Source organism: Promicromonospora xylanilytica (genome assembly GCF_054782895.1).
Window position 1 is genome coordinate 150241 of record NZ_BAAGRP010000003.1, and the last position, 11488, is coordinate 161728.

Sequence of the window (11488 nt, forward strand, 5' to 3'; positions counted from 1 at the left end):
CACCATGTCGATCCATGCCCTTGAGCTCATCTTCACCGGCCTCATCGTGGCCGTCGCCGTCGCCGTCACCTGGTTCGCCGGCTACGTCGTCTACAAGCTGTACGCCGGCCAGCGCTGATGGCGTTCGCGTTCCCCGACGGACTCTCGCCCGAGGTGTTCCCGCTGGCCTGGCTGGTGGGCCGCTGGCGCGGCGAAGGCGTGATCGAGTATCCGGGCATCGGCAAGAAGGCGTTCGTGCAGGACCTGGTCTTCGACCACGACGGCGGGCCCTACCTGCGGTTCGAGTCCACGCTGCGGGTGCTGGACGGCGCCGTCCCCGACGAGCTGCCCCGCGACGGCGAGTGGCCTGACCCGGTGCCCGACCCGACCGAGGCCGAGGTGCCGGAGGCCGGCGCGTCCGCCGACGTCGCGACCGCCGGGACGGTCTGGTCCACCGAGACGGGCTACTGGCGCGTCTCGACCGACCGCCCCGAGGGCATGGACGACGACAAGCACGCGCTCGAGGTGCTCGTGGCCGATGCCTCCGGGCGCATCACCGTCTACCTCGGCGCCGCGGGCAACGGGCGGATCGACCTGGCGTCGGACGCGATCGCGCGGACGTCGACGGCGTCCGAGGTGCGGGCCTCGAAGCGGCTGTACGGGCTGGTGGAGAGCCGTCTGCTGTGGGTGGAGGAGCTCGCCGCGTTCGGCGAACCACTGCGCTCGTACGCGTCGGCGGAACTGGACCGGCAGTAGACGTACCGGCGGGGGAATGCCCCGCACGTTCCCGACGCTGCACCTGAGGTGAGCATGGATTACGTGAGCCCCCTGTTGAGCCGCCACGGCGCGGTCGCCGCCGCAGGCCCTGACGCCGGCATCGCCTGGCACTACGGCGACCCGACCGCGGAGCAGCGCGCGCTGTCGCGCGGCGGCGCCGTGGTCGACCAGTCGCACCTGGGGATCGTCCGGGTGGCCGGGCCCGACCGGCTGACCTGGCTGCACTCGATCACCTCGCAGCAGCTGGACGACCTGGCGCCGCGGACGAGCACCGAGCTGCTCGTCCTGTCGCCGCAGGGTCACATCGAGCACGCCGCGGGCGTGGTGGACGACGGCGAGGCCACGTGGCTGATCACCGAGCGCGAGTCGGCGCCCGGCCTGGCCGGCTGGCTCGACCGCATGCGGTTCACGCTCCGTGTCGAGGTCACGGACGCCACCGACCAGTGGGCGGCGATCGGGGAGCCCGTCGCGGCGGACGGCATCGAGGACGAGCCGGTGACGTGGCACGACACCTGGCCCCACGTGGTCGGCGGCGGTACGCGCTACGGTCCGCCCGAGTCCGAGCACCCCGGGGCGCAGCGCCCCTGGCGGCTCGTGCTGGTGCCCCGCGCCGACCTGGAGGCCGAGGTCGCCGCACGCGAGGCGGCCGGCTGGCCGCTCGCCGGCACCTGGGCCACGGAGGCGCTCCGCGTCGAGGCCTGGCGTCCGCGCTACGCGCGCGAGGTCGACGGCCGCACCATCCCGCACGAGCTCGACTGGCTGCGCACCGCCGTACACATCAACAAGGGCTGTTACCGGGGCCAGGAGACGGTCGCGCGCGTGCACAACCTCGGCCGCCCGCCCCGCCGGCTGGTCATGCTGCACCTGGACGGGTCGCAGCACCTGCTGCCCGAGCCCGGCGCGGAGGTGCGCCTCCCGGCGTCGGACGGCGGGGCCGGCAAGGTCGTCGGCACGCTCACGTCGATGGCCCGCCACCACGAGCTGGGGCCCATCGGCCTCGCGGTGCTCAAGCGGAACGTGCCGGAGGACGCCGAGCTCATGGTGTCCGGCGAGATCTCCGGCCAGGTGATCGAGGTGTCCGCGGCCCAGGAGACCGTGGTTCCCGGCGATGGCGTGTCGGTCGACCGTCCCGAGGCGCACGGCCCGCTGACCCGCGGGCTGCGCGGACCGGGCAGCCTGATCTGACCCGTCCCTGACGCGCCGCGGCCCGTGCGGCGCGTCGGGTGCGAGGATGCCTCCGTGACCTCATTGCCCGGGGCGGCGGACGAGATGTGGCAGAAGGCCATGCGCACGCTGGTGCTGCGCACCCGCCTGCGGCAGGGCTGGACGCGCGCGCGGGCCGGCCTGATCCCGATCGGCCAGGCCTCGCTCGCCGCGGGCATCGCGTACGCCGTCGCGCACTACGTGCTGGGGCACGAGATGCCGTTCTTCGCACCCGTGGCCGCCTGGGTGTGCCTCGGCTTCACGGCCTTGCGCGACGTGCGCAGGGTGGCCGAGATGGCCGTGGGTGTCGCCGTCGGCGTGGGCATGGGCGACCTGCTGGTGCACCTGATCGGCTCGGGCTGGTGGCAGCTCACGGTGGTGCTGTTCATCGCGGCCATCGCTGCGCGGTTCATCGACCGCGGCGCCCTGCTGGTGATCCAGGCCGGCGCGCAGGCGATCATCGTGGTGGGCCTCCCGTCGGTGTCGGGCGGACCGCTCGGGCGGTGGACGGACGCCCTGATCGGTGGCGCCATCGCCCTGCTCGTCGCGCTCCTCACACCGGGAGACACCCGGCGCCGCCCCCGCGCGCTCGCCGAGCAGGCCGTGACGGAGCTCGCCGAGACCCTCGAGACCCTCGCGCGCGGCATGCGCTCGCGCGACGTGGACGACGTCGGCGCGGCCCTGGTGCGTGGCCGCGCCTCCGAGCCCGTGCTCGCGGAGTGGCAGGAGGGTGCCCGCGCCGCGCGCGAGCTGGCCCGGATCTCCGTGGGCCGGATGCACCGTGGCGAGCTGGCGCGGCTGGAGGGGCAGGCGGTGCTCGTCGACCGGACGATGCGGTCCGTGCGGGTGCTCGCCCGCAGGGTCATCCCGGTGCTCGAGGCGGACCACGACGTGGAGCCGGTGGCCGGCCTGGTCGAGGGCTTCGCGTCGGGCGTGCGGCAGCTCGCCTCCGACGTCGGCAGCGGGGGCGACGGAGCGCGCGGGCGCGCGGCCCTGACCACCGTCGCCGCCCAGGCCGACCCGCGGACGGTCGGTGAGGGGGACTGGCAGGTGCAGTCGCTGGTGATGCTCCTGCGGTCGCCCATCGTCGACACCCTGGAGGCCGCCGGTGCCTCTCCGGGCGAGGCACGGGACGCGCTGCCGGAGCTGTGAACGGGTGTGTGGGTGTGGGTGTGGGCCCCGGGTGTGGCCGGTCCGGTCAGCCGGGCTGGCGCGCTGTCAGGTCACTGCCCTCCCGCCCGCCGACAGCGGGCCGCCGCCGTCTGCCGCTCACCGCGCTCAGGGGAACGGCCCGGCAGTGCCGTAGGCTCGCGCCGTGGGATTCTTGCAGTGGTTCGTCATGGCCGCGCTCGCGCTCGTGGTCTTCGTCGTGCAGGTGGTCGCGTTCGTCGACGCGGTACGGCGGCCCGACAAGGGCTACCGGGCCGAAGGGCGGGTGCCCAAGGCCGGCTGGCTGGCGATCCTGGCCTTCGCCGCCGCCCTCGGCTTTCTCGGTCTGCCGCAGGGCTGGATGCAGGGCGGGTTCATGTTCGGCTCCTTCCTCAACATCATCGCGGTGGCGCCCGCGATCATCTACTGGGTGAGCGTGCGTCCCCGCCTGCAGCCGTACGGCACGGGCAACAAGCCGCGCGGCCCGCAGGGCGGCTGGTGACGGCGCCCATGGCGGCCGGGCGGCCGGCGTCGGCGATGCCGGTCGGCGGCGCGGCGTCGGGCGGCGTGCTCGACGACGCCGCGCCGCTCGCCGAGGTGATCCGCGGCGACCTCGTGGAGTCGGTGCACCTGGGGCACCTCGTGGTGCTCGACCCGGCCGGCCGGCCGGTGGTGCAGGTGGGCAACCCGACCACACCGATCTGGCCGCGCTCGTCGCTCAAGCCGTTGCAGCTCGTCGCGATGCTGCGTGCCGGCCTGGAGCTGCCGGACCGCCTGCTCGCGCTGGCCGCCGCGAGCCACAACGGTGAGCGGTTCCACCTCGAGGGCGTGCTGCAGATCCTCGGCTCGGTGGGCCTCGGCGCCGGTGCGCTGCAGAACACGCCCGACCTGCCGCTCCACCCGCCGGCCGCGCTCGAGTGGCACATGGCGCCCCTGGCCGGAGGCCCGGGCCCCGCGTCGCTCGCGCAGAACTGCTCCGGCAAGCATGCCGCGATGCTCGCCACCTGCCTCACGCAGGGCTGGGACATCCAGACGTACCTGTCGCCGGAGCACCCGCTGCAGCGGGCGGTGCGCACGACGATCCTCGACCTGACGGGCGACGCGGAGGTGGTCATGCACACCACGGTGGACGGCTGCGGTGCGCCGCTGTTCTCCACGACGCTGCTCGGCCTGGCGCGTGCGTTCTCGGTCCTCGGCGCCGCACCCACGGTCGACGTCCGCTCGCAGGAGGCGCGGGCCAGCCGCGCGATCTCCGCGCACCCCGACATGGTGGGCGGCACGGGCCGCGACGCCACGCTCGCCATGCAGGCGGTGCCGGGCCTGGTCGCGAAGGACGGCGCCGAGGGCATCTACGCGGCGGGCCTGCCCGACGGTTCCGCCATCGCGTTCAAGGTGCTGGACGGTTCCGCGAGGTCCCGCCCGGCCATCCTCGCCGCCGCTCTGCGCGCGGCGGGCGCAGCGGGCCTGCCAGGGGTGTACCCGGGCGGGCTCGACGGGCTGGGCCGGGTGCCGGTGCTCGGCGGCGGTCGGCCGGTCGGAGAGGTGCGGGCGGTCTTCGCCGACGCCTACCCGGAGGGTCGCCGATGAGGGCGGTGCTCCAGCGCGTCACCCGTGCGTCGGTGGTCGTCGACGGCGAGGTGGTGGGCGCCATCGACAAGCCAGGGATCCTGGCGCTGGTGGGCGTGACGCACGACGACGGTCCCGCCCAGGTGGAGACGATCGCCCGCAAGATCGCCGACCTGCGGATCCTGCACGACGAGAAGTCGGTCGCCGATGTCGGGGCGCCGGTGCTCGTCGTCAGCCAGTTCACGCTCTACGGCGATGCCCGCAAGGGGCGCCGCCCGACGTGGATCCAGGCCGCTCCAGGACCTGTCGCCGAGCCTCTCGTGGACGCCGTCGTCGCCGCGCTCCGGGAGCGCGGGCTGACCGTCGAGACCGGGCGGTTCGGCGCCGACATGCAGGTCGAGCTCACGGGCGACGGGCCCGTGACTATCCTGCTCGAGGCCTGAGAGGGCACCTCACCCCCGCAGCGCCAGGACCGCCAGCTCGGTGCGGGAGCGCACCCCGAGCTTGCGGAAGACCCGCCCCAGGTGCACCTCCACGGTCCGGACCGACACGTAGAGGTTCGCGGCGACCTGCCGGTTGGTCCGGCCCTGGACCACGAGCCGCGCGACGTCGAGCTCACGCTCCGTGAGCAGCCCGTCCCACTGCCCGCACGGCTCCTCCTGCCCGGCGTCGGGAGCGGAGTCCTGCGGGCGTCCGGCGAGCTCGCCGGACGCCCGGGGATCGCCGGCAGCCCGCGGGTCGCCCACCGGGCGCGCCGGGCCGAGCGACCGGGCATCGTCGGGCGCGGCCGGCGTGATCCTCCGGAGGGTGTCGCCCGCCGCGGCGCGGCCCGTGCCCGACGGCACGAGCTCCGGTGTCTTGAGCGCCTGCTCGGCGACGTGCTCCCAGGCCTTCGCACCCGACTCCTCGAACAGCTCGTGCGCGCCGAGGAGATGCGCGGCGGCTTCCCCGGGCAGGCCGAGCCGGGCACAGGCCCGGGCGGCGACCAGCTCCGTGAGGCCGCGCTCGAACGTGGAGCCCACGCGGAGCGAGGCCTCGACGGCACGCTCGCGTGCGCGGTTGACGCCGGAGGCGTCGGCGAGCGCGAGCTCGGCGCGGGCCAGGTCGAGGCGCCGCCGTCGTACCGGACCGCCCGCGTAACCGCTCACGGACTCGGACGCGACAGGCGGCAGCACCCGCAACCGCAGGCGCTCGTGGGAGCGCCGGGCGGCCCGGTCCTGCCCGGCGAGCACCAGCAGCTCCACCGGGTCGGGTGTGGGTAGCCAGAGCCGGCGCAGGTCGTCGCCGCCCCGCTCGGCCGCGAGCCCGAGCAGCGTGGCGGCCTCGACCCAGCGCCCGTCGAGCACGGCGGTCTGGGCACGGTCGCCGAGCGTGGCCGCCCGCACCACGGGCGCGACCTGCCCGGGCACCGACGCCTCGAGCGCCGCCGTCGGCCGGCTCAGGTGCCCGTCACGGACCAGGTCGAGGCGCCGTGCGAGCGCGATCCCGAGCCCGCCGAACGCGAGGGCGACGGGGAGACGCTCGACGGCGTCGTCGAGCACGGAGGCGGCTCCGGTGATGTCACCGAGGCGCAGCGCCAGGTACGACTGGGCCACGCGCAGATGCGCCTCGGCGAGCGGGGTCATGGCCTCGTCGGGGCCGTCGAACCACCGGCCCGGCGGGCGTGCGGGGGCCAGCTCGGCGACCTCGGACAGGATGGCCGACGCTTCGCCCGGTGCGCCGTCGAGCAGCCGGATCGTCTTGCGGGCCGCTGCGATCACGGCACGGTCGGCGCCGGTGGCGTCGTCGGGCAGGACGGCGTCCGGCCGGCCCTCCAGGAGTGCGAGCGCGATGCCGAGCGGGCGCGCCGCGTCGGCCGCACCGCCCAGGGCGCTCCCGGCGGCCGCACCGCCGGCGGACGACCCGTTGTCGGCGGCGTGGGTGGCGCGGCGGAGGTGCACCACGGCGTCGTGCACGTGCCCCGCCCACAGCGCGGCCCGTCCGGCGACCGCGAAGGCGCGCGCCCGCACCCGGTCGGTGCCGTGGCTCGCGGCCTCCCTGGCGACCTCGTGCGCGCGGTGCACGTCGCCGCGGGCGAGGTGCTGCTCGGCGAGCTCGACCAGCCCGTCGGCGAGCAGGGGATCGCCGGCGAGCGTGCTCAGGGCGGTGTGCCACATCGCGATGAGCGGTTCGTCGGCCCTGCGGTGCACGTCGGCCAGGGCGACGTGGGCGGCGGTACGTGTGGCCAGGTCGGCGTCGTCGTGCACCACCGACCGGACGCGCGGATGGTGGAACCGGAACCGGCCACCCACGAGATGCAGATGGCGTCCGGCCGGACCGGCCATGAGCGTGCCGATGTCGGTGCCCGACGCGGCGAGGAGGACCTCGGTACGGTCCACCACGGCGACGGCGGCGACGAGCAGCACTCGGCGCGCGTCGTCGTCCAGGCCGAGCGGGCCCACGGCCTGCCGGACCGCCGGCGCGGCGGGCAGCGGGTCCGGGAGCAGCGCGGTCCCGAGGAGATGCTCGTCGTCGAGCATCCGGGCCGTCTGGTCCACACATCCAGATTCGTCACCCACCACTCGGTTGAGCTCGCACGCGACGTGGGGCGCCACGGTGCGGTCACCGAGGGAGAGCGGAAAAACGACTTGCAGCGGCAGCGCGGTCATCGTTGACCCTCCCCGGATTCGTTCGCGGTGCTCGCAAGTATGGCCTCCCAGCGTTTCACCCGCATCAAACTGGGCCGACGACTTTTGCTGCGGGACGCCGATCGACCTGCCATCCTGCCCTGCCAAGCGGTCGATGTACCTGATACCGCACGAGGTTGTTTCGGCAGCCGAGCGGGCCGGCCGAAACAACCTCGTGCGGTATCAGAAGGTTCCACTACGTAGTCCCATCGTGTGGAATTCCCTTATTTCCCATTAACGCAGGTTTCCTTACTTTTAGCGGAGCACCGTTTCTGGAGCAGCGCGACCGGAACAGAGAGGGAAGACGATGGACTCGACGTACCAACCGGCGTCAGGCGCCAGCAGGACCACGAGAAGAATCCTCGCGGGGGTGGCGGCGCTCGCCGTGGCCGCCTCCGCCGCCGTGGCAGGCGTAGGCCTGCACGCGGCGAACGCGGCGGAGGCGGAGCCGGCCACCACGGCAAGCTCCTCCGCCATCAACGGCTTCCGCAGCGTCGGCTACTTCACGCAATGGGGCGTGTACGGGCGCGGCTACCAGGTCAAGCAGCTCGACACGTCCGGCGTGGCCGACGAGCTGACCCACATCAACTACGCCTTCGCGAACATCCACCACCAGAACCTCGAGTGCTTCGAGGCCAACAAGGCGCAGAGCCCCGGACCCAACGGCTCCGACGGGGCCGGCGACGCCTGGGCCGACTACGGCATGGGTTACACGGCCGCGAACTCGGTGTCGGGCGCCGCCGACACGTGGGACCAGCCATTGGCCGGATCGTTCAACCAGCTCAAGCAGCTCAAGGCGAAGCACCCCGACCTCAAGGTCATGATGTCGATGGGCGGGTGGACCTGGTCCAAGAACTTCTCCCTCGCCGCCGCGACGGACGCCTCGCGCGAGAAGCTCGTGTCGAGCTGCATCGACATGTTCATCAAGGGCAACCTGCCGGTGATCGACGGTCGCGGTGGCCCGGGCGCCGCCGCCGGCGTGTTCGACGGGTTCGACATCGACTGGGAGTGGCCCGGCTCGCCGAACGGCGCCGAGGGCAACCACGTGGACCCTGTGAACGACGCACGCAACTTCAAGCTCCTGCTCGCCGAGTTCCGGGAGCAGCTGGACGCGCTCGGTGCGACGACGGGCAAGGACTACGAGCTCTCGGCGTTCCTGCCCGCCAACCCGGCGGACATCGAGGCGGGCGGCTGGAACGACCCCGAGATCTTCAACTACCTCGACTTCGGCAACGTCCAGGGCTATGACCTGCACGGAGCCTGGGACCCGGCGCTGACCGGCCACCAGGGCAACCTCCACCACGACCCCGCGGACCCGCGGGAGCCCGCACGGCAGTTCAGCGTGGACCTCGCGGTGCAGTCGTACACGGATGCCGGCATCGACCCGGCGCAGCTCGGCCTCGGCCTCGCGATGTACGGGCGCGGCTGGACCGGCGCCCCGTCGTCCGACGCGTGGGGCACCGCGACGGGCCCGGCCCCCGGCCAGTGGGAGGCGGGCATCAACGACTACGACGTCATCAAGAACACCGGGACCGGGTACTACGACGCCGAGCTCGGGGCCGCCTGGCGGCACGACGGCAACACCTGGTGGTCGTACGACAACGAGCAGTCCGTGACGGCCAAGGCGGACTACATCCGGGCCCAGGGCCTGGGCGGGGCCATGTGGTGGGACCTGTCGGGTGACCGGTCGGGTGCGCTGACCGGCGCGCTGTGGAACGTGCTCGGCTCCGGTACGCCGGGGCCGGTGGAGGACGGCGGCTCGACCGATCCCACCGACCCGACGGACCCGCCGACGGACCCGCCGGGCGACGTGTGCGCCTCGGCGGCCTGGAGCGCCTCGGAGGTCTACGTGGGCGGCGACACCGTGTCGCACGACGGCCACGAGTGGCGTGCCAAGTGGTGGACGCAGAACGAGACGCCCGGCACCACGGGTGAGTGGGGGGTGTGGGAGGACCAGGGCGCCTGCTGATCGGGGCGACATCGCGTGGTCGGTAGAACGTCAGGTGGTCGGCACCCCCGGGGTGCCGACCACCTGACGTTCTACCGACCACGACGACGCGTACGCGTACGCGTGCAAGCCGGGGCCGGTTCGCGACAGAGTAGGGGCGTGGACGACAGCCCCGGCGCCCCGCAGGACGGGCCGCCGCACAACAGGCCGCCGCATGACGACGCCTGGTTCAGCGCGCTCTTCGACGCGCACTCGCGCGCCCTCTACTCGTACTTCGTCCGCCGGCTGCCCGACGGTGGCCGGGCCTCCGACGCCGAGGACCTCGCCGCGGAGGTGCTCGCCACCGCGTGGCGCCGTCGCGACGACGTGCCGGACGGCGCCGAGCTGCCGTGGCTGTACCGGACCGCCGGCTACGTGCTGGCGAACCACCGGCGCAAGATGCGGGCGCTGCCCGTCGCCGTGGTCCCGGACGAGCCGGACGACGTGGACCCCGCGACCTTCGCGGCGGCCGACGACGCGGTGCGACAGGTCCTGTCCCGGCTGACCCCACGCGACCGCCGCATCCTGCTGCTGGTCGCCTGGGACGGGCTGTCCGGCGACGATCTCGCCCGGGTGCTCGGCGTCTCCCGTGGCGGGGCCGACGCGGCGCTGTCCCGGGCCAGGGCGCGCCTGCGCGACGCGTGGGACGGCCACGAGCAAGCGGTGGACGCATGAGCACATGTAGAGGGTGTGCGCGGTGCGTGGCCGAGCACGGCACGGAGGGACGGCGATGAACGAGCACGAGCGGCTGGGGGACCCGGCGTTCGACCGCCTGGTGGCGGCCGACCCCGCGAGGCGCGCGCCGGATCCGGTCCAGGCCGTGCTCCGGGCCAAGGTCGACGCGCTGATCGCCGAGCAGGCCGAGGGTGAGCCCGCCGCACGCGAGCCAGCAGGACGCGAGCCAGCAGGACGCGAGCCGGTGGACGACCTGGCGGTGCGCAGGCACCGGCGCAGGACGCCGTGGCTGGTCGCGGCCGCCGTGGCGGGAATCGTCGCGGCGGGCGGTGGCGGCTACGTGGCAGGTGAGCAGGGGCTGGGCGTGCCGACCGCGGACACGGCTGTCGAGTCCGAGGCCGGTTCCAGCGGCGAGACGCCGACGCTCCTCGACGCGCCGAGCGGGGTGGCGCCCGAGAGTCAGAGCGAGCCCGAAGCCGTCGAACCCCTCGACGTGACCGGCGACCCGCGCGCGGCCAAGGGCTTCGTGTTCCACCCGGGTGCCGGGCTGTCCGACACGCCGGGCACGGCGCCGGTGCGCGTCGCGGGCACGGACCCCCTGGGATCGAGCCTTGGCGCGTACCCGGTGGTCAGCGAGGAGGAGGCCGTCGAGCGGCTGGGTGACCCGCGGTTCGGGGCCGCGGCCCTCGGCCGGGCCCGGCCGGCAGATCCGTCGGGGGGCGTGGGCCCGACGGCCTCGCCGGAGCCCGGCGGCCCGATCGCCTGGCCCGTCAAGGACGTCACCATCGTCTCGGCGACGCTCACCGAGATGCGTTACACGGCGCCCGACGGCACCGGGCTGCTCGTCCCCGCCTACGAGCTCACGGACGCGGAGGGCAACAGCTGGACCGTCCTGGCCGTGGACGAGGAGCTGCTGGACCTCACGCCGTGACGTGGCCGCTCGCCCGGTAGTGTCGAGAAGGCAGGATTCGTTTGAGATCTCTTCTCGTCAGTCAAGGAGTGCATCATGCCAGCACGTACCGCCCGCACCGCCTGGAACGGCACCTTCAAGGAAGGGTCGGGACAGGTAGAGATGTCGTCGTCGGGCGTCGGCACGTACGACGTGTCGTTCCCTGCCCGCGCCGCCGACGAGGCCAACGGCGTCACCAGCCCCGAGGAGCTGCTCGCGGCGTCGCACTCGTCCTGCTTCACGATGGCGTTCACCAACGAGCTGGGCGCCGCCGGCGGCACGCCCGAGCAGATCGAGGTCACCGCCGAGGTGACCCTCGGGCCGGACCCGGCCGGGGGCCTCTACATCAGCAAGAGCGCACTGACCGTGCGCGGGTTCGCCACCGGCGTCGACGAGGCCGGGTTCAAGGCCGCCGCCGAGGCCGCCAAGGTCGGCTGCCCCATCTCGAAGGCGTTGGCCGGCGTGGGCGAGATCACGCTGGACGTCACCTTCGAGGGCTGACGTCGAGTGCCGCTGGTCGAGCCGTCTCGTGGCTCG

11 protein-coding genes are annotated in these 11488 nt (G+C 74.0%); 10 read left to right on the forward strand and 1 reads right to left on the reverse strand.

The features are described from left to right. The first annotated feature begins 117 nt into the window (after positions 1 to 117). The 6 genes from ACYVK7_RS04340 (at position 118) to dtd (ending at position 5117) form a co-directional block, all read left to right on the forward strand. On the forward strand, positions 118 to 735 hold the full coding sequence (locus ACYVK7_RS04340) for a heme-binding beta-barrel domain-containing protein (RefSeq protein WP_460886453.1): 618 nt from the start codon (positions 118 to 120) through the stop codon (positions 733 to 735). A gap of 54 nt (positions 736 to 789) precedes the next feature. After that, on the forward strand, positions 790 to 1941 hold the full coding sequence (gene ygfZ / locus ACYVK7_RS04345; RefSeq protein ID WP_460886454.1) for a CAF17-like 4Fe-4S cluster assembly/insertion protein YgfZ: 1152 nt from the start codon (positions 790 to 792) through the stop codon (positions 1939 to 1941). 54 nt (positions 1942 to 1995) lie between these two features. Next, positions 1996 to 3111, forward strand: a complete 1116-nt coding sequence (locus ACYVK7_RS04350) for an FUSC family protein (protein ID WP_460886455.1) — start codon at positions 1996 to 1998, stop codon at positions 3109 to 3111. Positions 3112 to 3274: 163 nt separating this feature from the next. Next, positions 3275 to 3610 (forward strand): DUF2516 family protein, encoded by a 336-nt coding sequence (locus ACYVK7_RS04355; protein ID WP_460886456.1) that lies wholly within the window; start codon positions 3275 to 3277, stop codon positions 3608 to 3610. Continuing rightward, positions 3604 to 4695, forward strand: a complete 1092-nt coding sequence (locus ACYVK7_RS04360) for an asparaginase (protein ID WP_460886566.1) — start codon at positions 3604 to 3606, stop codon at positions 4693 to 4695. The genes ACYVK7_RS04355 and ACYVK7_RS04360 overlap by 7 nt, the downstream gene beginning before the upstream one ends. Further along, positions 4692 to 5117, forward strand: coding sequence for a D-aminoacyl-tRNA deacylase (dtd, locus tag ACYVK7_RS04365; RefSeq protein ID WP_460886457.1), 426 nt, complete (start codon positions 4692 to 4694; stop codon positions 5115 to 5117). The genes ACYVK7_RS04360 and dtd overlap by 4 nt, the downstream gene beginning before the upstream one ends. Positions 5118 to 5126: 9 nt before the next feature. On the opposite strand, the gene ACYVK7_RS04370 is transcribed toward dtd, so the two are convergent. Next, complete coding sequence (locus ACYVK7_RS04370; protein ID WP_460886458.1) at positions 5127 to 7211, reverse strand: helix-turn-helix transcriptional regulator; 2085 nt, start codon at positions 7209 to 7211, stop codon at positions 5127 to 5129. Positions 7212 to 7647: 436 nt separating this feature from the next. On the opposite strand from ACYVK7_RS04370, the gene ACYVK7_RS04375 reads away from it, so the two are divergent. The 4 genes from ACYVK7_RS04375 to ACYVK7_RS04390 all read left to right on the forward strand — a co-directional run bounded on the left by ACYVK7_RS04375 (position 7648) and on the right by ACYVK7_RS04390 (position 11452). Next, positions 7648 to 9309 (forward strand): glycosyl hydrolase family 18 protein, encoded by a 1662-nt coding sequence (locus tag ACYVK7_RS04375; protein ID WP_460886459.1) that lies wholly within the window; start codon positions 7648 to 7650, stop codon positions 9307 to 9309. 138 nt (positions 9310 to 9447) lie between these two features. After that, positions 9448 to 10002 carry an RNA polymerase sigma factor gene (locus tag ACYVK7_RS04380; RefSeq protein WP_460886460.1) on the forward strand — a complete coding sequence of 185 codons (555 nt, stop codon included), beginning with the start codon at positions 9448 to 9450 and terminating at the stop codon, positions 10000 to 10002. Between the two features lie 55 nt (positions 10003 to 10057). After that, entirely contained in the window at positions 10058 to 10933 is an 876-nt protein-coding gene (locus ACYVK7_RS04385) for a hypothetical protein (protein ID WP_460886461.1), read from the forward strand. A 75-nt stretch (positions 10934 to 11008) separates the two neighbouring features. Then, the gene (locus ACYVK7_RS04390) at positions 11009 to 11452 is read left to right on the forward strand and encodes an OsmC family peroxiredoxin (RefSeq protein WP_460886462.1); all 444 of its coding nucleotides are present in this window, start codon (positions 11009 to 11011) and stop codon (positions 11450 to 11452) included. Positions 11453 to 11488 lie beyond the last annotated feature (36 nt).